The sequence below is a fragment of the Nonomuraea sp. NPDC003560 genome (genome assembly GCF_042878785.1).
In the GTDB taxonomy this organism is placed as follows: domain Bacteria; phylum Actinomycetota; class Actinomycetes; order Streptosporangiales; family Streptosporangiaceae; genus Nonomuraea.
Genome location: NZ_JBIAOF010000002.1, coordinates 586,802 through 603,715, shown reverse-complemented (window position 1 = coordinate 603,715; position 16,914 = coordinate 586,802). Strand labels below are relative to the sequence as shown.

The following is a 16,914-nucleotide window of genomic DNA, read 5'->3' as shown; positions in this document are numbered from 1 at the left end:
ATGAAGTTCGACAAGGTGCTGGCCGGGTACATCGCCGAGCCGCGCGGCGGGGACGGGCTCGCGCTGGCCGTCGTGCTGACCCGGCAGACCGGGGGCAGCCTGACGGTCGCGACCGTCCAGCCGCCCGTGACGACCACGCCGGGCCCCGCCCGTGCCGACGAGGGCGCCTGGCGCTCCTACCTGCGCGAGCAGGCCGAGACCGCGCTGGCGCGGGCCCGCGAGCTGGCCGGCGACCAGGCCGAGTACGTGCGCCACACCAACAAGGGCAGCGGGCGCGGCCTGGTGGAGGTGGCCCGCAGGCGCGGCGCCGACGTCGTGGTCATCGGCTCGGCGCCCGGCGGCACCCGGTCCCGCATCACCGTCGGCAGCACCGCCGACCAGCTCCTGCACTCCTCGCCGGTGCCCGTGCTGCTGGCCCCGCGCGGCTACGGCGACGACCCGCCGGCCGCGTTCGAGCGCATCACCGTCGCCTACCGCCGCGGGCCCGGCGCCGACGCCGCCGTCCGGGGCGCGGCCAAGGCCGCGGTCACCCTGGACATCCCGCTGCGGCTGGTCACCCTGGTGGTCAGGACCGGCCGCCGCGTCCAGGTCGAGGAGGACATGCTCGTACGGCTGCGCGACCAGGCCGCCGCGGACCTGCGCGCGGCGGCGCGGGGGCAGCGGCGCAGGCTTCAGGTCGAGGTGGAGCTCCTGGAGGGCCGGAACGTGGCACAGGCGCTCGGCACGACCACGTGGCTGCCGGGAGAGCTGCTCGTGTGCGCCTCCAGCGACGCCGGGCCGCTGCGCCGGGTCTTCCTGGGCGACACGTCCATCAAGATCGTCCAGGCCGCGACCTGCCCGGTCATGATCCTGACCCGCGAGACCTGACGCTCGATTTCACTCGTCAAACTATGACGAAGTAGTGTTGCCACCGGTACAAGAGGGGCGTTTGTTGCGTTCCCTCCCGGACCGGATTCGGCATCTTTTTTCCAATCAGCTTGACCTTAGGCTCCCACCCCTTTACCGTCACTGTGCGTAACCACACCGCGCGGCGTTCTGGGGTAAACCCAGGGCCACGGCTACCGATGGTGCCGAGCCTGGCACCGTACCCCCCGGTGGCTGGGGCATATGCCGCAAGGGAGCACAATCTACTAAGAGCGATACATACGAGAGCCGGGGGGCCACACGATGCCGTCTGAGTACGCAAAGTCGCTGGGTGCACGACTCCGCGCCATCCGCACCCAGCAGGGGCTGTCCCTGCATGGAGTCGAAGAGAAGTCGCGCGGCAGGTGGAAAGCCGTGGTCGTGGGCTCTTACGAGCGTGGCGACCGAGCTGTCACCGTGCAGAAGCTTGCCGAGCTTGCCGACTTCTACGGGGTGCCCGTCTCCGAGCTGCTGCCCGGAGGCGCCGCGCCGAGCCCGCTCGGGCCCACTCCCAAGCTTGTGATCGACCTGGAGCGCCTGGCGACACTGCCGAAGGAGAAGGCCGGAGCGCTTGCCCGTTACGCCGCCACCATTCAGAGCCAGCGTGGCGACTACAACGGCAAGGTCCTGTCGATCCGCCAGGAGGACCTGCGTTCGTTGGCTGTGATCTATGACAAGTCGCCGAGCGAGTTGACCGAGGAGCTCATCAGCTGGGGCGTGCTCGACGCCGAGGCGCGCCGGGCCGTCGAGTCCTTCTAGAACCCACCGCTTCACCCCCGAAGGGCCCGCCAATTCCCCTGGCGGGCCCTCCGTCGTACCGCCCCGAAAATGAACTTTCAATTATTCGGCGAACGCGACAAAGGGCCCGAATCCCCAAAAACGGATTCCTGCGGCCTGCACGCGCCCCCGAGAGGCCAGGCGCGAAGCTAGGCCCATCAGAGAGACAAGCGGGACCACCAGGCCGACGTAGCGAAGACCCGGCCGTCCTGGCGAAAAGCCGGCGAAGCCGCGCCCCTCGAAACAGGCCCCACAGGCGTCGCGGTCCCTCCCCCGGCCCCTTTGGGCACACGTGTCAGCAACAGCCGCCTTGCTCACGTTCATCGGCTTTGTTGGACCCCGCCACCCGCGCTCTTCCGCGCGGCGGCGTCGCCTGGAGAGCCGGGCGGCGGGGTCAGCCCGCCAGCGGCACGTCCACCGGGAGCTGGGGCTGGGCGGGGACGCCGAGCAGGTCTTCCACCGTCGAGACGAACGTCTCGGCCTCGGCCAGGATCTCATTGGCGTCGGCCGCGCTGATGCCGCGGACCACGCCCGCCTCCGCGGCCGCGCGCTTGGCGGCGCTCACGGAGAAGTAGGCGGCCCACTCGGCGAGGTGCGGCTCGGCCTCGGGCAGCAGCTCCCACGCGCTGCGCAGACGGCGCCTGCGGCCCTCCATGGGACGGGGACGGGCGGCCAGGATCGCCGCAGCCGCACGAAGAGCCGCCAGGTGGGCGGCCACATATCGGGATGCCGGGGTGCGAGCGGCGGTCGCCTCCGCCAGGCAGGAACGTGAATCGGTCAAGTGTGCCCGAACCGCAGGCGACAGCCGGGGCCCGGGCGTTTCTCTAGGCCGTGGTGCCATCTTGCGCGCCTCCTTGGAGTCGTGGGCGGCGGCCGGCGTCTCCGCCGGTGAGGCCAACACTCTCAGACGCCACCGACATTTCCGCCGGGCCGGCCGGACGAGGAGCTTCCCCTCTCCCCGTCCGGCCAGGACACGCCCACTCGTCTCCGCCGACGACGAGGACGCGCCCTTCGCCCGTGGAGCCTGGCCACGGGAATCGCTTGGGGAAGCGAACGACCGCGGCCAGGCCCTTGAGTGACGTTGAGCCGCGAGCCTCACCGCCACTAGGTCGAACATAATTTCGATCACGCTCGGTGTCAACCTGTTCCACGAACACAGGTTCGATGACCATGCCGCGAAATGATCGATCCGTCCCGCGACGTCCCTCCGTTCGGGCACGGGGATCGCCGCCCGCGAGGGCGCCAGAAGCGCACGAAGCCGCCGCCACCGGGGGCGGTGGCGGCGGCGGGACGGTCAGACCGGACGAGGCGGCGGCTCAGGACACGGAGATGGCCCCCGACGGGCACAGGGACACCGCGCGCCGCACGGCCTCCTCCTGCCCTTCCTCGGGCACCTCGCGCAGCAGCACCACCGTGCCCTCGTCCTCACTCTGGTCGAACACCTCCGGCACCGTCAGGGCGCACATGCCCGCCCCGATGCACACCGTCGTATCCGCTGTGATCTTCATCGTGACCTACCAAGTGACAGGGAGGCGGTGCACTCCGTAGATGCTCATGTCCGAACGCATCGGCACCTCCTCAGGCGTTACGGCCAAGCGTAGGCCAGGCAGCCGCCGCAGCAGCGCCGGGTACGCGATGCGCATCTCGGCCCGGGCGAGCTGCTGCCCGAGGCACTGGTGGATGCCGTGGCCGAAGGTCAGGTGCCCGCCGACCGGCCGGTGGACGTCGAGGCGGTCGGCGTCCTGGAAGCGGGAGGGGTCGCGGTTCACGGTGGGCAGGTGGAAGGCGACCGACTGGCCCGCCCTGACCAGGTGGCCCTCGATCTCGACGTCCTCCAGGGCGCTGCGCACCGGACCGAGGTGGATGATCGTGAGGTAGCGCAGCAGCTCCTCCACGCCGTTGTCCACCACCGAGGGGTCGTCGCGCATGGCGGCGAGCTGGTCGGGGTTGGTGAGCAGCGCGTACGTGCCCAGCCCCAGCATGTTGGCGGTCGTCTCGTGCCCGGCCAGCAGGAGCAGGAACGCGACCCCGGTCAGCTCCTCGTGGTTCAGCTCCCCGACGAGCCCGCTGAGCAGGTCGTCGGCCGGCTCGGCCCGCTTGCGGCCGATCAGCTCCGACAGGTACGCCCCGATCCTGGCGAACGCGGCCAGGGCGTCGTCGGCCTTGGTCTCCAGGTTGACCAGGATCTTGGTCTCCTCCTGGAACACCGCGCGGTCCTCGTACGGCACCCCGAGCAGCTCGCAGATCACCAGCGACGGGATCGGCAGCGCGAAGGACTGCACCAGGTCGGCGGGCGGCCCGGCGGCCTGCATGGCGTCGAGGCAGGAGTGGGTGATCTCCTCGATCCTGGGTTCCAGCGCCTTCATCCGCCGGACGGTGAACTGTCCCATGAGCAGCTTGCGGTAGCGCGTGTGCTCGGGCGCGTCCATGCGCAGGAAGAACCCGGGCGGCAGCTGCTGCTGGAGCTGCACCCGGGTGGGCACGACGGGGTGCAGCCGCTCCGGACGGTTGCTGAAGCGGGGGTCGGCCAGGATCGCGCGGGCGGCCGAGTAGCCGGTGACCAGCCAGCCGAGGTGGCCGTCGGCGAAGGTCAGGCGGTGCATGGCGCCCTGTTGTCGCAGGGCCGTGGCTTCCTCGGGCGGATCGAACGGCCCCCGGCGGGTGATGGGAAAGGTCAGGTCGGACATGCTGGCTCCTTTCCGAGCTCACTCCCTAGAAAACCTCAATCGATGCAAAACTTCAATGCATGAAATTCGTATATCGGTGTAGAGTTCCGTCATGGTAGGACTGCGGGAGCGCAAGAAGCAGCGCACGCGCCGGGCGCTGATCGAGGGCGCGCTCCGGCTGTTCGGCGAGAAGGGCTACGAGGAGACCACGCTGGCGGAGATCGCCGCCGCCGCCGAGGTCTCCACGCGCACCTTCTTCAGCTACTTCGCCAGCAAGGAGGACGTGCTCTTCTACGACTCCGAGCACCAGATCGAGCGCGCGCTGGCGTTCCTGTCCGCGCCCGCCCCCGGCCAGACGCCCGCCGACCTGCTGCGCGCCTTCATCGAGGACGCGCTCTCGACGTCGGACGACGGCCACGCCACCTGGTCGGAGCAGACGGCGCTGCGCCTGGAGCTCATCATGCGCGAGCCGCCCCTCCAGGCGCGGGCGCTGCACCTGCTGTTCGACAGCCAGCTCCGGCTGGCGGACGCGCTGTCGGCGGCCTATCCCGGCCGGCTCGACCGCGTCGAGGCGGCGGCCGCCGTGGGCTCGCTGATCGGCGCGGTGAAGCTGGCCGTGATGACCACGCTCAACGACGGCCTCCCGGTGGAGCAGGCCCGCGACGCCGCCCGCCGGGCCGCCGACATCGCCCTCCACGGCCTCCCCCGCTGACCACCCTGCCCGCGCGGCCGCGGGTGGCGGGTGACGGCACGCGTCTGACAGGCTGTCCGCGCGGGCGGCGGACAGCGGACGGACCGGCCGGACGGGCACGGCCGTGTGAGGGGGATCGGTGCGAGGACGGACGGGCACTCTCATCCTGCTGCTGTCGGGGCCGGTCCTGGCGGCGGCGTACGCGGCCGTCAACTACGCGGCCCTGCGCACGGCGTCGGAGGCGCGGGGCCCCGACCCGGCGGACCCGATGACCTCCGGCGGCCTGACGTCGCTGGGCTCGGACCTGTGGTGGATCGTCAGGGGCATCGCGCTGGTGGCGGGCGTCGCGGCCGCGGGGATCGCCGTGGTGGGCCTGCTGCTGCGTCGCGCGGCCCGGGGTCGCGGCGCGCTGCTGGTGTTGTCGGGCGTGCTCATCCTGCCGTACACGCTCGGGCTCGCGGCGGCCGTCTACAACCCCGTGCCGCGGCTGGCCGGATTCTACGACCATCAAACCTTCGCCGACGCGCTCCCGCCGTACCAGTGGTTCTCGGCCCTGCTCCTGCTGGCGGCGGCCCTGGCCCAGGCCGTCGGCATGGTCCGCGCGTACACCGCGGCCCGGACGGCGTCACCGCGCTGACCCGCCGGGGCAGCGGTCGCTGACCCAGGTGGTCCAGCCCTGGCGGGTGCCGCCCGCGCCGGTCGCGGCCCACCCCGCGGGCGCCGGCCCCGAGCCGGGCGGGACGACGGCGGTGCAGACGCCGGTCGGCGGCGTGCCGTCGTAGAGCTCGGCCTCGGTCCAGGAGACGCGGTAGGCCAGGACGGCCCGGATGTTCCACACCACCCTCCGGTCCACGGCCACCCGTCCCGGACCCGTGAGCACGGGCAGCCAGTCGGGCCCGGCGGCGGGCGCGGACTTCGGCGCCAGGTCGGCGGCGAAGACCAGGTTGACCGCCGCCAGCACGGCCAGGACCGCCGGCCACCCCCGGCGGGCGGTCAGCAGCGCCGCTGCCACCAGGCCCGCCAGCAGGACGAGCGCCGCGAGGGAGGTGGCGACCAGGTCGAAGGAGTCCCGCACCTGGCTGAGGAAGATCACCTCGGGGAAGTCGAAGGCGATGAACGCGTACCGCTGGAGCCGGTCCCCGGCGTACCGGACCACCACGCCGCCGGTCGCCGCGAGCAGCCCGGCCGCCGCGAGCGCGTGCCGCACGACGGTCCCGCGGCCGGCCCTGGCCAGCACGAGCAGCCCGGCCAGGGTCCAGGCGAGCGCCACGCAGGCCAGGTAACGGCCGTAGGCGTAGTTGCCGATCCGGTGCTCGTCGGGGAGCGCGGCCGAGGAGGCGTAGGCGATGCCCAGGGTCGTGGCCAGCAGGACGGCCGCGAGCACGCGCCGCGGACCCGGCGCCGACCGCCTGGCCACGACGGCGACGGCGCCCGCGAGCCCGACCCCGGCCAGCCCCCAGGTCCCGGCGATCAGGTACCAGAGCTGCCCGGCCGCCCCCGCCAGCGCCCACGCCTGCCCTTCGAGCCCGCTCACCCGCTCGGCCAGGAGGCCGGACAGGTCACGCGCCCCGCCCGGGTACAGCGCCGCGGCCAACACCCGGTTGAGCGCCGTCGCCGCTCCCGCCGTCACCACGGCGGCCACCAGCCCGGCCGCCGCGCCCCTGCGGCGCGCGATGGACACCCCCGCCGTCGCCGTCCCGGCCGCCACGCTGCGGCGGCCCGCGAAGAACCTCCCTCCCGGGCCCCGGCGGCCCGCGATGAGCGTCCCCGCCATCGCCAGCAGGGTCACCGCCAGGACGACGGTGCCGCGCAGGTGCACCGCCATGGCGTACCCCGCCAGGCCGCCCGCCAGCACCCCCGCCCTGACCGACCCCCTGGCCACGAGGTCGTGCAGCGCGACCAGCCAGGCCAGGACGAGGGTGGGCAGGACCGCGTCGGCCAGCGCCAGCCCCGAGAACAGCAGCAGCGACGGCGACAACCCGCCCGCGAACGCCGCCGCCATCGCCGCCCGCGGCCCCGTCCCCAGCCGCCGCAGCAGCAGGTACGCCAGCGGAAACGCCCCCGCCGCCACCATCGACCCCACCGCCACGACCAGCCGGTAGGCCACCACCGGATCCTGCGTGAACCAGAACACCGGCGTCAGCAGCAGCGGGTAGCCGCCCTGGTAGAAGGTGAAGCCGGTCAGATCCGCCCCGGGCCCGCCGGCCAGCCACCGGGCGGCGATCAGGTATCCGGTCTCGTCCGGGTTGGCCACGGGCCCGGCGTGCTGCCGGAACAACCACAGCCGCAGCGCGACCTGCGCCACCCACCCGATCGCCAGCAACCACCACGAACGCGACCGGCTCCCGCGCCGCACGTACGGGGCAGGAGCCGGAACACGAGCTGCGAACGACGTCGTCATGGAATTCCCCCTCAAATCGGGGGAAGTCCAGCAAGAGGCGGATAACCCGGCCGTCACCGGATCCGGTTATGCGGACGTTATGCGCGCCTGAACGCGCCTCTCACATGCACCGGCACGCCCTTGCCGAGCAGGCGGGGCAGCACCTCGGCGACGTTCATCGGCATGCGCACGCAGCCGTGCGAGGCCGGGGAGAGCGGCACCGACAGCGCGCCGTGGAAGGCGATGCCGCCGTTGAAGAAGATCGGGTTGTAGAGCTGCCCCAGGTAGGACTTGTGCCAGCCGCTCGCCCGCCACGTCGTGCGGAAGTCGCCGGTCGGCGTGCGGGCCGAGCCGCAGAAGCGCTGCTCCTTGCCCTGCCAGGTGGTCGTCTCGCAGTACGGGACGCCGCTGCCGGAGGAGACGTGGGTGATGAGCCGCACCTGGCCGTCGACGTACAGGACCATGATCTGCTTGGTCAGGTTGACCTCGGCGCGGGTCGGCTTGCCGTTGCCCACCAGCACCTTCGGGGTCTTCGGCTGCTCCAGCGCCTCCCACGTCCTGCGGGCGATCGTGCTGGTCGGCGTGATGCCGTTGACCTTCTGGAAGGCCCAGACGGCGGCGAGCGTGGTGCCGCCGTAACGGCCGTCGGCCTTGCCGGGCAGGTAGCCCAGAGCCGCCAGGCGCCGCTGCAGCCAGGTGACGGACGTGCCCTTCGCGCCCAGCTTCAGCGTCTTGCGCGGCGCCGTGACGGGCGCGGTGACGGTCGCGGTGACGGACGCCTTCGCCGGGCCTGCCTTGGCCCCCGCCGCGCCTGGCGTGCCGGACACGCCGGTGACGGTCGTCGCGGCTGATGTGCCCGCCTGCGCGCCGCAGCCCGTGAGTACGACGGCCCCAGCCGTCAGCAGAGCAGCCACTCCGGGCAGCCGTCGAGCCCCCACCGGTACCACCTCTCATATCACGAACTATCCGGATCGATGGACCCTACACCACCCACCATGAACAGGTAAGAAGCCGGTCAACCTGTTTAGAGTGTCCTCATGTCCGAGAAGTTGCCGGCGAACGCCGTCGTCGTGGAGGCCGCCCTGCGCGCGGCGGGCGCCACCGGAGAGATCGTCGTCCTGCCCGAGAAGGCCCCGACCGCGGCGACCGCGGCCGCCCAACTCGGCTGCGAGGTAGGAGCGATCGCCAACAGCCTGATCTTCGACGCCGACGGCGCGCCGCTGCTGGTCCTGACCAGCGGAGCCCACCGGGTGGACGTCGAGCTCATCGCCCGTACGGCCGGCGTCGCCGAGGTGCGGCGGGCCACGCCGGAGTTCGTCAGGGCGGCGACCGGTCAGCCGATCGGCGGGGTGGCCCCGGTCGGCCATCCGGCCCCGGTCCGCACCCTGGTGGACAACTGGCTGAGCAAGCACGAGGTGGTGTGGGCGGCCGGCGGCCACCCGCTGACGGTCTTCCCGACGACGTTCGAGGAGTTGGTGGCGATCACCGGAGGCACTCCGGTCGACGTCGAGTAATGTGCGACGAGTGATCGAGTTTCGCGGGGCGGGCCCGGCCGAGTTCACCGAACGCCTGGACACGGTGATCGACATCTACACGGCGGCGATGAACCCGCCCCCCGAGCAGATCGCCGGCCGCAAGACCATCATGCGCAACCACGGCACATATCCCCATTTCCAGTGCTATTTCGCAGAGTTGCGCGACCCGACCGGTGTGGCGCGCCCCCGGATCGTCGGCTTCGCGTACGGCTTCCGCGGCGCGACCGGCCAGTGGTGGCACGACGTGGTGAGCAGGGCGCTGGCCGACGAGGCGGGCGAGGAGGCCGCGCACGCCTGGATGGGCCACGCGTTCGAGCTGGCCGAGATCCACGTGCACCCCGACCACCAGGGCAAGGGCATCGGCCGGGCCATGATCCGGACTCTGTGCGCAGGCCGCGCCGAGCGCTCGGCCGTGTTGTCCACGCACGACCGCCCCACGGCCGCCCGCCACCTCTACGCCAGCATGGGCTTCGCCGACCTGCTGACCCGCTTCGTCTTCCCCGGCGGCCACGAGGAGTACGCGATCGTCGGCCGCCCACTCCCCCTCGACTGAGGACGTCGCACATCACCGCAGGTAAAGCCCGCACTCGGAGGGTTTGCCAGGTCATGCCCGAGGGCATCTTCATGACAGAAAGTGACGGACACATTACCGACTGGATACCACCCCCTGCCCGTCACCCGCCCGGTCCCCCTGCGGGCGGGTGACGGGCATCCGCTCTGGGTGGGCCGGGACGGCGGGTCAGGCGGTGGCGGCGACCGGCGTCAGGCGCTGGAACACCTCGCGCGAGGCGCTGGACCGGTTGAACGTGATGAAGTGGATGCCGGGCGCGCCCTCGTCGAGCAGCCGCTGGCACAGCTCCGCGCCGTGCTCGATGCCGAGCGCCCGCACCGCGGCCGGGTCGTCGGCGACCGCCTCGAAGCGGGCCGCCACCTCGGCCGGGAACGGCGCCCCCGAAAGCTGCTCCGACCGCGCGATGGTGCTCATCTGCGTGACCGGCATGATGCACGGGATGATCGGCGTGTCACAGCCCTGGGCCGCCACCCGGTCGCGCAGCCGCAGGTAGTCGTCGGCCTGGAAGAACATCTGGGTGATCGCGTAGTCGGCCCCCGCGCGGCACTTGCGCACGAAGTACTCGGTGTCGGACTCGATCGACGGCGAGCGCGGATGCTTGTACGGGAACGCCGCCACCCCCACGCAGAACTCGCCCGCCTGCCGGATGAGCCGCACCAGCTCCTCGGCGTAGAGCACGCCCTCGGGATGCCGCACCCACTCGGCGGTCGGGTCGCCGGGCGGGTCGCCGCGCACGGCCAGGATGTTGCGCACCCCCGCGTCGGCGAAGCGGCCGACCAGGTGGCGCAGCTCGCGCAGCGAGTGGTTGACCGCCGTGAAGTGCGCCACAGGGGTGAGCGTGGTGTCGTGGGCCAGGCGCTCGACGATGTCGACCGTGCGGTCGCGGGTCGAGCCGCCGGCCCCGTAGGTCACCGACACGAACGTGGGGCGCAGGGACTCCAGCTCCCTGATCGCCTTCCACAGCTGCCGCTCGCCCTCGTCGGTCTTCGGCGGGAAGAACTCGAAGGAGAACGACCGGCCACCGGTGGCGAGCAGCTCGCGGACGGTGGGGACACGATCGGGCAGGATGGAGGGTCGACCAAGCGCCATGTCCCAAGCGTACAGGCCGGTGTCCGGGTCGGCCGCCCCTAGACCGGGGACCCGACCCCGAGTCCGCGCCCACTAGTCTCAAGGCATGACCACTGACGCCGCGAGCATGGACGCCCTGCGCACCCAGGTGGAGCGCGCCCTCGGGGAGTTCGTCGAACGGCAGCTGCCCGCCTCGGGCGACGCCGAGCTCGAACCGCTGCGCGCCGCCGCGGGCGACCTGCTGGCCGGCGGCAAGCGCCTGCGTCCCGCGTTCTGCTACTGGGGCTGGCGCGGCGCGGGCGGCACCGACGTGCCCGAGATCTTCACCGCCGCCGCGTCGCTGGAGCTGTTGCAGGCCAGCGCGCTCGTGCACGACGACGTGATGGACAAGAGCGACCTGCGCAGGGGCATGCCGGCCGCCCACCGCCGTTTCCAGTCCCTGCACGAGAAGGAGGGCTGGCACGGCTCGGCCGAGCAGTTCGGCGAGGGGGCCGCCATCCTGCTGGGCAACCTGCTGCTGGTGTGGTCGGGCGAGATGTGGCGCACCAGCGGCCTGCCGCCGGCGTCGCTGGCCGCCGCCCAGCCCGTCCACGACCACATGCGCACCGAGCTGATGTGCGGCCAGTACCTCGACCTGCTGGAGCAGGCCCACGGCGAGAACACCTTCGAGTCGGCGCTGCGGGTGGCGCTGTTCAAGAGCGGCAAGTACTCGGTGGAGCAGCCGCTCAGGCTCGGCCTGGTGCTCGCGGCCGGCGCGCTGGAGCCGTGGATGGACGAGCTGTGCACCGGCTACGGCCGCCGCGTCGGCATCGCCTTCCAGCTCAGGGACGACATCCTCGGCGTCTTCGGCGACCCGGCCCAGACCGGCAAGCCGGCCGGCGACGACCTGCGGGAGGGCAAGCGCACGATGCTGGTGGCCCGCACGCTGGCCGGGGCGGCCCCGGAGGCGGCCGCGACGGTGCGCAGGCTGCTCGGCGACCCCGCGCTCGACGAGGACGGGGTGAGCACGCTGCGCGAGATCATCACGGACAGCGGCGCGCTGCGGGAGTGCGAGGACCTGATCGCCGGCTATCTCGCGGACGCGCTGGCCGCGCTCGACGAGGCGCCGGTCACCGCCGGGTCGCGCACGGCGCTGACCGAGCTGGCCATCGCCGCGACGTCCCGCAGGACCTGACCCCGGGCCCCCGGTACCGGCGGCCGGCCTGAGCGGCCCGCTTCGGCAGGCGGCCTCGCCGCGGAGTGCGGGCGCCCGTTGTGGACGGGCGCCCGGTCGTGTCAGGGGGCAGTGTCAGGGTCAAAGGGGCAAGGGGTCAGGGGGTCAGGCGTTTGGCGAACTCGGCCGCCGCCGCCCCCGGGTCCTCCGCGTCGGTGATCGCGCGTACGACCACCACGCGGCTCACGCCGTACGACATGACCTCGTCGAGGTTGGTGAGGTCGATGCCGCCGATCCCGAACCACGGCCGCGGCGCGGCCGCCCCCGGGGCCGGTCCCAGTGAGGCCGCGTGCCGCAGCAGCGCCGGGCCGGGCGCGTGCCGGCCCGGCTTGGTCGGCGTGGGCCAGATCGGGCCGCAGCAGAAGTAGTCGACGCCCTCCTCCACGGCCGCGGCGGACGCCTCGGCGACGGAGTGGGTGGACCGGCCGATGACGATGTCGTCGCCGAGCATCTCTCGGGCGACCGTCACGGGAAGGTCGTCCTGCCCCAGGTGGAGCACGTCGGGCCGGGCGGCGAAGGCGATGTCCGCCCGGTCGTTGACGGCCAGCAGCTTGCCGTGCCGGTCGCAGGCGTCGCGGAAGACTTCCAGGAGCGCGAGTTCTTCGCGTGCCTCCAGGCCCTTCTCCCGCAGCTGGATGATGTCCACGCCGCCGGCCAGCACCGAGTCGAGGAACTCTGCCAGGTCGCCGCGGTCGCGGCGGCCGTCGGTGCAGAGATAGAGGCGGGCCTCAGAAAGCGAGGGCCTGGGCACGCCGCTTGACCTCCGTGTGACGGCCGGCCTTGATCGCCTCGATGGGCGACCCCGGCAGGGACTCGTCTGGGGTGAAGAGCCAGCGCAGCGACTCGATGTCGTCGTAGCCGGCGTCCTGCAACACGGTCAGTGTGCCGGGCAGGCCCTTCATCACGTCCTTCCCGTCGAGGAACACCGCGGGAACCTGTGGCCCGCCGCCGCCACGGCGCACGCCGAGCAGCTTGTGGTCCTTGAGGAGTTGCTTGGCCCGCCCGATCGAGAGGTCGAGGCGTGAGGCCACTTCGGGGAGAGTGAGCCACTCGTCGACGAGCTGGTCGGTCTCCCGGTCGATCTGTGCAACAGAAAGCGTCACGAAACCACAACTACCACATGCCGTCCTTGCTCAAACAACACAATCCCGTAGGGGGACCTCTGGATCTACCAGGCGTTCTGTGTCGAGGCGATGCCCGCCTTCGATGATCCTACGGCCCTGCACGTAGTCCCGGGGCCGGTCGACGGCGAGCACGGCGGCGAGGGTGTCGCCGGACGTCAGCCAGACGGCCGACCACTTGCCCTCGGGCTCGCCCCGGTAGAGCAGGCGGTCGCCGGAGGGGTGGTGGCCGATGTACTGGACCATGTGGCCGAACTGCTCGGACCAGAAGTAGGGGGCCGGGTCGTAGACGGCCTCCTCCCCCAGCAGGGTCGCGGCGGCGACCTCGGGCGAGCCGAGCGCGGTGTCCCAGTGCTCGACGCGCAGCCGGACGCCGTAGCGGCGCGACCACCAGGCCGCGCAGTCGCCGGCGGCGACCACGTTCGGCATGGACGTGCGCAGGTGCTCGTCGGTGACGACGCCGTTGTGCAGGTCGATGTCGGAGCCGGCCAGCCACTCGACGGCCGGGCGCACGCCGATGCCCGTGACGACCACGTGCGCCTGGACGAACTCGCCGCCCACCAGCCGCACGCCGCCCTCGTCCACCTCGTCGACCATGGTGTTCAGGCGCAGGTCGATGCCGTCGTACCAGTGTCGCGTGCGGGCGCCGATCTCCGGGCCCACGGCGTTGGACAGCGGGGCGGGGCCGGCCTCGATCACGGTCACCGAGCAACCGGCCTTGCGGGCGGCGGTGGCGACCTCGGCGCCGATCCAGCCGGCGCCGATGATCGCCACATGGGCTCCGGCCACGAGCCCGGCGCGCAGCTCGTGGGCGTCGTCGAGGGTGCGCAGGACGTGCTGGGGGCCGTCGCCGGGCACGGTGATCGGCTCGGTGCCGGTGGCGATCACGAGGCCGTCGTAGCCGAGCTCGCCCTCGGTCGTCTCCACGACGCCCTCGCGCAGGGCCTTGGCGGTGACGCCTGGCCAGAAGTCGACCTCCAGCGCGTCGAGGTCGGCCTCCAGGAAGCTGGAGTCGGCCGCGCCGGACAGCACGGCCTTGGACAACGGCGGACGGTCGTAGGGCCGATGGCGCTCCTGGCCGATCAGCGTGATCCGTCCGGTGAAGCCGCGCCCGCGCAGCGCCTCCGCGCTGCGCAGCCCGGCCAGGCCCGCTCCCACCACTACGACATGGTTCACGTTCATGACCATAACGGGGGCGGTGCCGGCACGTCGCGCCGAGGCCGTAGGCTGGAGGCGCAAGACGCGCGGGAGTCCGGCCGTCACCGGGCTGAGAGGAAGGCTTGAGCGGGCCTTCGACCGCAAGACACCTGATCCGGATCATGCCGGCGAAGGGAGCGCGGATGAATGTGATCGTGGGCGGCGGGGTCGTCGGGTTGTCGATCGCCTGGCGGCTGGCCCGCGAGGGGCTGCCCGTCACGGTGGTCGATCCGGCCCCGGGGCGCGGGGCGTCCTACGCGGCGGCCGGGATGCTGGCGCCCGTCAGCGAGGTCGCCTACACCGAGGAGCCTTTGCTGCGGCTGGGGGCCGCCTCGCTGAGCCGATGGCCGTCCTTCGCCGCCGAACTGGCCGCCGACGCGGGCCTCGGCCCGGACCTCGGTGCGGGCTTCGGGGCAGGTCTCGGCACGGGGCTGAGCGGCGGTTCCGGTGGCGGGGCCGGGGCGAGGGCCGAGGCGAGGGCCGGGGAGGCGTTCGGGGGCGCGTTCGGGGTGATCGGGCCGGAGGGGGCCGCTGGCCGTGCGCTCGACCTGCGCGCCGACGGCACGCTCGACGTCGCCTTCGGGGCCGACGACCTCGCGGCGCTCGACGACCTGGCGGCGTTCATGGACAAGCTGGGGCTGCGGGTCGAGCGGCTGACCGGGCGCGAGTGCCGGCGTCTGGAGCCCATGCTGGCCCCTTCGGTGCGCGGCGGGCTGCTGGCCCCCGGTGACGCCTGGGTCGATCCGCGCCGGGTCACGGCGGCGCTGCTGGCCGCGCTCGACCGGCTGGGCGTGCCCGTGGTGCGGGCGCGGGTGACCGGCCTGCTGCGCGACGGCGACGCCGCTCCAGGCGCCGCGACCGGCGCTGGGACCGGCTCTGGCACCGGCGCTCTGACCGGTGCTGGGATCGGCTCCGGGACCGGCGGTGGGATCAGCTCTGGGACCGGCGCTGGGATCGGTGCTGGGGCAGGCGGTGCGGCAGGACCTGTGGCGGGAGCCGTGACAGGTGCTGCGACTGGTGCTGTGAGGGGGGTGCGGCTTGAGGCCGTGCCCGGTCAGCCTGAGCCGGCGGTGCTGGAGATCGCGGCCGAGCGGGTGGTGCTGGCCGCCGGGGCGTGGAGCGGGGAGCTGGCCGACGTGCCCGTCCGGCCGGTCAAGGGGCAGATCATGCGGTTGCGCTCGCCGCAGCCGCTGCTCGGCCGGTGCGTACGCGGGATGGTGCACGGCGCGCCCGTCTACCTCGTCCCCAGGGGCGACGGCGAGCTGGTGCTCGGGGCGACCCAGGAGGAGCTGGGGTTCGACACCCGGGTGACCGCGGGCGGGCTCTACGAGCTGCTGCGCGACGCCAGGGAGCTGGTGCCGGGCGTCACCGAGCTGGAGGTCGCCGACGTGGTCGCCGGGCTGCGTCCGGGCACCCCCGACAACCTGCCGATCATCGGGGCGGGCGAGGTCCCGGGGCTGGTGCTGGCGACCGGCCACCATCGGGGCGGGGTGCTGCTGGCTCCCCTGACGGCGGCCCTGGTCGCGTCGGCGGTGCTGACACCGTCCACGACGACGGCGTCCCCGGCGGCGGCCCCGGCAACGGCCCAGACAGGCACACAGGCCGGGGCCCCGGCGGCGGTGCAGACAGGCACGCAGCCGGCGGCCCAAGCGGCGGCCCAAGCGGCGGCTCAGGCAGCGGCTCGGGTGGCGGGGGTTTCGACGGGCGCGGGGATTCTGACGGGTGAGGAGGGCGAGCTGGCCGCGCTGTGCTCGCCCGCGAGATTTCGGGATATTTCATGATTGTGACGATCAACGGCGCCGCGCACGAGGTGGCCGACGGCACCACCGTGGCCCAGGCCGTACGGACGCTGACCACCGCCACCACCGGCGTGGCCGTGGCCGTGAACGACGAGGTGGTGACGCGGAGCTCGTGGGAGACGACGGCGCTCGGCGACCGCGACCGCGTCGAGGTGCTGACGGCGGTGCAGGGTGGATGAGCTGATCATCGCCGGGGAGAAGTTCGCCTCCCGGCTCATCATGGGCACCGGCGGCGCGCCCTCCCTGGAGGTGCTCGACCAGGCCCTGGTCGCCTCGGGCACCGAGCTGACCACGGTGGCCATGCGGCGGCTCGACCCCGGTGCCCGCGGCTCGGTCCTCGACGTGCTGCGCCGCCGCGACATCAAGGTGCTGCCGAACACCGCGGGCTGCTTCACCGCGGGCGAGGCCGTGCTGACGGCCCGGCTGGCCCGCGAGGCCCTGGGGACGAACTGGGTCAAGCTTGAGGTCATCGCCGACGAGCGCACGCTGCTGCCCGACCCGATCGAGACGTTCGACGCCGCCGAGCGGCTGGTGGCCGACGGGTTCGTGGTGCTGCCGTACATCGGCGACGACCCGGCGCTGGCGCGGCGGCTGGAGCAGGCCGGCTGCGCGGCGGTGATGCCCTTGGGCGCGCCGATCGGCTCGGGGCTCGGGATCAGGAACCCGCACAACATCGAGCTCATCGTGGAGTCCGCCGGGGTGCCGGTGATCCTCGACGCCGGCATCGGCACGGCCAGCGACGCCGCCCTGGCCATGGAGCTGGGCTGCGACGCGGTGCTGCTGGCCACGGCGGTCACCCGGGCGCAGCGGCCCGAGCTCATGGCCTCGGCGATGAGGGCGGCCGTGACGGCCGGACGCCAGGCGCGGCAGGCGGGCCGGATCCCGCGCCGGCGTTACGCCGAGGCGTCCTCGCCGACGACCCCCTAGAGGCGCCCCAGAGACGGCCCGCAGACGGCCCGGAGACGGCCCGGAGACGGCCCGGAGACGACCTGG

Annotated in this window: 19 protein-coding genes and 1 riboswitch; of the genes, 10 read left to right on the top strand and 9 right to left on the bottom strand. The window is 72.9% G+C overall.

Annotated features, from left to right (window positions below; genetic code table 11):
* Together ACFYUV_RS08180 and ACFYUV_RS08175 are read left to right on the top strand one after the other, a co-directional pair.
* Complete coding sequence (locus tag ACFYUV_RS08180) at positions 1-867, top strand: universal stress protein (protein WP_358294021.1); 867 nt, start codon at positions 1-3, stop codon at positions 865-867.
* 300 nt (positions 868-1,167) lie between these two features.
* Positions 1,168-1,662 (top strand): transcriptional regulator, encoded by a 495-nt coding sequence (locus ACFYUV_RS08175; protein WP_026214021.1) that lies wholly within the window; start codon positions 1,168-1,170, stop codon positions 1,660-1,662.
* Between the two features lie 412 nt (positions 1,663-2,074).
* Here the strand turns inward: ACFYUV_RS08175 and ACFYUV_RS08170 are convergent, their stop codons facing one another.
* The 3 genes from ACFYUV_RS08170 to ACFYUV_RS08160 form a co-directional block, all read right to left on the bottom strand.
* A complete protein-coding gene (locus ACFYUV_RS08170) occupies positions 2,075-2,461 on the bottom strand; it encodes an SAV_6107 family HEPN domain-containing protein (protein ID WP_387666304.1) in 387 nt (128 codons plus the stop codon).
* A 535-nt stretch (positions 2,462-2,996) separates the two neighbouring features.
* The gene (locus ACFYUV_RS08165; RefSeq protein WP_357705325.1) at positions 2,997-3,188 is read right to left on the bottom strand and encodes a (4Fe-4S)-binding protein; all 192 of its coding nucleotides are present in this window, start codon (positions 3,186-3,188) and stop codon (positions 2,997-2,999) included.
* A 6-nt stretch (positions 3,189-3,194) separates the two neighbouring features.
* Complete coding sequence (locus ACFYUV_RS08160) at positions 3,195-4,367, bottom strand: cytochrome P450 (RefSeq protein WP_387666301.1); 1,173 nt, start codon at positions 4,365-4,367, stop codon at positions 3,195-3,197.
* A 91-nt stretch (positions 4,368-4,458) separates the two neighbouring features.
* On the opposite strand from ACFYUV_RS08160, the gene ACFYUV_RS08155 reads away from it, so the two are divergent.
* A complete protein-coding gene (locus tag ACFYUV_RS08155) occupies positions 4,459-5,058 on the top strand; it encodes a TetR/AcrR family transcriptional regulator (RefSeq protein ID WP_387666299.1) in 600 nt (199 codons plus the stop codon).
* A gap of 118 nt (positions 5,059-5,176) precedes the next feature.
* Entirely contained in the window at positions 5,177-5,674 is a 498-nt protein-coding gene (locus ACFYUV_RS08150; protein WP_387666296.1) for a hypothetical protein, read from the top strand.
* Here ACFYUV_RS08150 and ACFYUV_RS08145 read toward each other — a convergent pair.
* A complete protein-coding gene (locus ACFYUV_RS08145; RefSeq protein WP_387666293.1) occupies positions 5,663-7,438 on the bottom strand; it encodes a hypothetical protein in 1,776 nt (591 codons plus the stop codon). The two genes, ACFYUV_RS08150 and ACFYUV_RS08145, sit on opposite strands and share 12 nt — an antisense overlap.
* A gap of 77 nt (positions 7,439-7,515) precedes the next feature.
* Positions 7,516-8,244 carry a L,D-transpeptidase family protein gene (locus tag ACFYUV_RS08140; protein ID WP_387666290.1) on the bottom strand — a complete coding sequence of 243 codons (729 nt, stop codon included), beginning with the start codon at positions 8,242-8,244 and terminating at the stop codon, positions 7,516-7,518.
* Positions 8,245-8,454: 210 nt separating this feature from the next.
* Here ACFYUV_RS08140 and ACFYUV_RS08135 point away from each other — a divergent pair, with 210 nt between their 5' ends.
* Positions 8,455-8,931: a YbaK/EbsC family protein gene (locus ACFYUV_RS08135; RefSeq protein ID WP_387666287.1), complete on the top strand. Its 477-nt coding sequence runs from the start codon at positions 8,455-8,457 to the stop codon at positions 8,929-8,931.
* A 10-nt stretch (positions 8,932-8,941) separates the two neighbouring features.
* Positions 8,942-9,505, top strand: coding sequence for a GNAT family N-acetyltransferase (locus ACFYUV_RS08130; RefSeq protein WP_364331584.1), 564 nt, complete (start codon positions 8,942-8,944; stop codon positions 9,503-9,505).
* A 186-nt stretch (positions 9,506-9,691) separates the two neighbouring features.
* On the opposite strand, the gene metF is transcribed toward ACFYUV_RS08130, so the two are convergent.
* Complete coding sequence (gene metF, locus ACFYUV_RS08125; protein ID WP_357967900.1) at positions 9,692-10,612, bottom strand: methylenetetrahydrofolate reductase [NAD(P)H]; 921 nt, start codon at positions 10,610-10,612, stop codon at positions 9,692-9,694.
* A gap of 85 nt (positions 10,613-10,697) precedes the next feature.
* On the opposite strand from metF, the gene ACFYUV_RS08120 reads away from it, so the two are divergent.
* Positions 10,698-11,765: a polyprenyl synthetase family protein gene (locus tag ACFYUV_RS08120; RefSeq protein WP_387666283.1), complete on the top strand. Its 1,068-nt coding sequence runs from the start codon at positions 10,698-10,700 to the stop codon at positions 11,763-11,765.
* Between the two features lie 136 nt (positions 11,766-11,901).
* Here the strand turns inward: ACFYUV_RS08120 and thiE are convergent, their stop codons facing one another.
* Genes thiE through ACFYUV_RS08105 form a run of 3 tightly spaced genes read right to left on the bottom strand, consistent with a single transcriptional unit; the run spans position 11,902 to position 14,107 of the window.
* Positions 11,902-12,555 carry a thiamine phosphate synthase gene (gene thiE, locus ACFYUV_RS08115; RefSeq protein WP_358294039.1) on the bottom strand — a complete coding sequence of 218 codons (654 nt, stop codon included), beginning with the start codon at positions 12,553-12,555 and terminating at the stop codon, positions 11,902-11,904.
* Positions 12,533-12,907 (bottom strand): Rv2175c family DNA-binding protein, encoded by a 375-nt coding sequence (locus tag ACFYUV_RS08110; RefSeq protein ID WP_358294041.1) that lies wholly within the window; start codon positions 12,905-12,907, stop codon positions 12,533-12,535. The genes thiE and ACFYUV_RS08110 overlap by 23 nt, the downstream gene beginning before the upstream one ends.
* A 30-nt stretch (positions 12,908-12,937) precedes the next feature.
* Positions 12,938-14,107 (bottom strand): NAD(P)/FAD-dependent oxidoreductase, encoded by a 1,170-nt coding sequence (locus ACFYUV_RS08105; protein ID WP_387666279.1) that lies wholly within the window; start codon positions 14,105-14,107, stop codon positions 12,938-12,940.
* A gap of 52 nt (positions 14,108-14,159) precedes the next feature.
* Positions 14,160-14,276, top strand: a riboswitch (TPP riboswitch).
* On the opposite strand from ACFYUV_RS08105, the gene ACFYUV_RS08100 reads away from it, so the two are divergent.
* From ACFYUV_RS08100 to ACFYUV_RS08090, 3 genes are all read left to right on the top strand, one after another.
* On the top strand, positions 14,266-15,903 hold the full coding sequence (locus tag ACFYUV_RS08100; RefSeq protein ID WP_387666276.1) for an FAD-dependent oxidoreductase: 1,638 nt from the start codon (positions 14,266-14,268) through the stop codon (positions 15,901-15,903). (Overlaps the previous riboswitch by 11 nt.)
* Positions 15,900-16,100 carry a sulfur carrier protein ThiS gene (thiS, locus tag ACFYUV_RS08095; RefSeq protein WP_352331034.1) on the top strand — a complete coding sequence of 67 codons (201 nt, stop codon included), beginning with the start codon at positions 15,900-15,902 and terminating at the stop codon, positions 16,098-16,100. The genes ACFYUV_RS08100 and thiS overlap by 4 nt, the downstream gene beginning before the upstream one ends.
* Positions 16,093-16,848 (top strand): thiazole synthase, encoded by a 756-nt coding sequence (locus ACFYUV_RS08090; protein ID WP_358294047.1) that lies wholly within the window; start codon positions 16,093-16,095, stop codon positions 16,846-16,848. Before thiS ends, ACFYUV_RS08090 begins: the two co-directional genes overlap by 8 nt.
* Positions 16,849-16,914: the final 66 nt, after the last annotated feature.

Bases quoted from the DNA above. Each gene is read 5' to 3' on its own strand.
- ACFYUV_RS08180 (WP_358294021.1), top strand. From the start codon at position 1: ATGAAGTTCGACAAGGTGCTGGCCGGGTACATCGCCGAGCCGCGCGGC.
- ACFYUV_RS08175 (WP_026214021.1), top strand. From the start codon at position 1,168: ATGCCGTCTGAGTACGCAAAGTCGCTGGGTGCACGACTCCGCGCCATC.
- ACFYUV_RS08165 (WP_357705325.1), bottom strand. From the start codon at position 3,188: ATGAAGATCACAGCGGATACGACGGTGTGCATCGGGGCGGGCATGTGC.
- ACFYUV_RS08160 (WP_387666301.1), bottom strand. From the start codon at position 4,367: ATGTCCGACCTGACCTTTCCCATCACCCGCCGGGGGCCGTTCGATCCG.
- ACFYUV_RS08155 (WP_387666299.1), top strand. From the start codon at position 4,459: ATGGTAGGACTGCGGGAGCGCAAGAAGCAGCGCACGCGCCGGGCGCTG.
- ACFYUV_RS08145 (WP_387666293.1), bottom strand. From the start codon at position 7,438: ATGACGACGTCGTTCGCAGCTCGTGTTCCGGCTCCTGCCCCGTACGTG.
- ACFYUV_RS08135 (WP_387666287.1), top strand. From the start codon at position 8,455: ATGTCCGAGAAGTTGCCGGCGAACGCCGTCGTCGTGGAGGCCGCCCTG.
- metF (WP_357967900.1), bottom strand. From the start codon at position 10,612: ATGGCGCTTGGTCGACCCTCCATCCTGCCCGATCGTGTCCCCACCGTC.
- ACFYUV_RS08120 (WP_387666283.1), top strand. From the start codon at position 10,698: ATGACCACTGACGCCGCGAGCATGGACGCCCTGCGCACCCAGGTGGAG.
- ACFYUV_RS08105 (WP_387666279.1), bottom strand. From the start codon at position 14,107: ATGAACGTGAACCATGTCGTAGTGGTGGGAGCGGGCCTGGCCGGGCTG.
- ACFYUV_RS08100 (WP_387666276.1), top strand. From the start codon at position 14,266: ATGAATGTGATCGTGGGCGGCGGGGTCGTCGGGTTGTCGATCGCCTGG.
- thiS (WP_352331034.1), top strand. From the start codon at position 15,900: ATGATTGTGACGATCAACGGCGCCGCGCACGAGGTGGCCGACGGCACC.